The sequence below is a fragment of the Pseudomonas fluorescens genome (genome assembly GCF_000968015.1).
Classification (GTDB): Bacteria; Pseudomonadota; Gammaproteobacteria; order Pseudomonadales; family Pseudomonadaceae; genus Aquipseudomonas; species Aquipseudomonas fluorescens_W.
On the sequence record NZ_LACH01000065.1, the window covers coordinates 1 to 1,888 of the forward strand.

General features: G+C 57.8%; 1 protein-coding gene. It reads right to left on the minus strand.

Annotated features, from left to right (window positions below; translation table 11 throughout):
- Positions 1-143: 143 nt before the first annotated feature.
- Positions 144-1,436, minus strand: a complete 1,293-nt coding sequence (ltrA, locus tag VD17_RS26165) for a group II intron reverse transcriptase/maturase (protein ID WP_046056360.1) — start codon at positions 1,434-1,436, stop codon at positions 144-146.
- Between the last annotated feature and the right edge of the window lie 452 nt (positions 1,437-1,888).

Sequence of the window (1,888 nt, forward strand, 5' to 3'; positions counted from 1 at the left end):
TGGTCAGCTTACGGCGGGACTTTCACCCACAAGATTGCGCCCATGCTGGGCCCACATCGGCATAGGGGACGGCCTTCACAGGCCGCTCCCCTGCCACACCACCCGGCATGCGGGTCCGCACCGGGCGGTTCGAGAGATTGAGGTTATGAGAGACGTACCAGCCCCAGCTTGTCGAACCACGCAATACTGAGTACGCGATTCAGCGCCAGACGGCTGTTGCGCCACCAGCGACAGGTGTTTCCTGCCACCTTCTGCGCCACTTGGCCAGTCGCGCCGAGTGCTCGCAACTCACGATACGTCGTCGTTCCACGCTTCCATTGTTTAAGTTGGATCGCTCGCAGTCGATGTCGCATCCATTCGTCCAGCTCACGCCAGACGGCTGGGGTTTGCGACAACCCGAAGTAAGCTTTCCAACCCAAAATGTAAGGTCGCAGGTCATCGACAATCTGCTGCAAATTACGGCCACACGAGCGTCGGGTGTACCAGCGTATTCGCTGCTTGAACTGCTTCTGCGCTTTATAGGATGCAGCACGTTTGACATCGCCGCGGGCTGACCACAACTCGTAGCCCAGAAACTTGCGACCAAACGCACTCGCCACCGCACTTTTGCTTTCGTTGACACTCAAGTGCAGCTTTTCATAAAGGCGTTTCAGCAAGACCATTACCCGTTGCCCCGCCTTGTAGCTGCGAACATAAACGTTCGCATCATCGGCGTAGCGCACAAAACAATGGCCTCGACGTTCAAGCTCCCGATCCACTTCGTCCAGCAGTACATTCGCCAACAATGGCGACAGCGGGCCGCCTTGCGGCGCCCCGCAACGGCTTTTCTCGACCACGCCGTTGATCAGCGTTCCCGCATCCAGATAGGCGCGAATCAGCCGGACAACCGCCCGATCCGCAATCCGTTTGCGTAAACGATCCATCAAGATGTCGTGGTCGACCCGGTCGAAGAACTTCTCCAGATCCACATCCACCACCACTTTACGTCCTGAAGAAACATGGCGCTGAGCCGCCAAGACGGCACCTTGCGCACAGCGTCCCGGACGGAAGCCGTAGCTGTGCTCACTGAAAGTGGGATCAAGTAATGGCTGCAAGACTTGCAGCAACGCTTGCTGAATCAAACGGTCGGTGACCGTCGGGATACCCAACTCACGTTGACCGCCGTCAGGCTTGGGAATGGTCACACGCCTTACCGGGCTGGGCCGGTAGACACCTGAACGAAGCTGCTCACGAATCGTAGCCCACTGGGTCAGCAAATGTTCGGCGGTCTGTTCAATATCCAGACCATCGACTCCCGCCGCTCCTTTGTTGGCCTTGACCCGTTTCCATGCCCGCTTCAGGTTTTCTCTCGCAAAGGCCCGCCCCAGCAGCCCTTGCCCTGCGTTATCGGGTTCATTTTGCGGGCGATTGACCTCGTCGCTGACGGGATTTCTCACGGATTCACCGCTCGTTATCTCCGTCCGCCCCGCGTTTGGCAGGCATCTGACTTCCGGTCTTTCGCATCAACATGGCCTATAACGCTTTCTCTCGTTCGGCCCTTCGTCAAAAAAAAAAGACTACTACGGCCTCTGCTGACTTCTCGCTCCGGCTGGCACCGTCGCCCTTTCAGGCATAAAGCGAGATCTCCCCAGGTAAGAACGCAATCCTTCACCACACAACCGCCGGATTTACGCAGCCTGATCCTTGACCACAAGAGCTTCGCGGTTTTGTGCCCGCTCGCCCTGATCGGCTTCGCCTTTTATCCGGTTCTTGTACATCGGCTCATGGCTTCGATTCGCGCTTCCTCCCCACACTCGGTCGCCCTCATGCAGTTGCGCTTCACTTCGTTCGCTGTGGTCAGCTTACGGCGGGACTTTCACCCACAAGATTGCGCCCATGCTGGGCGCAC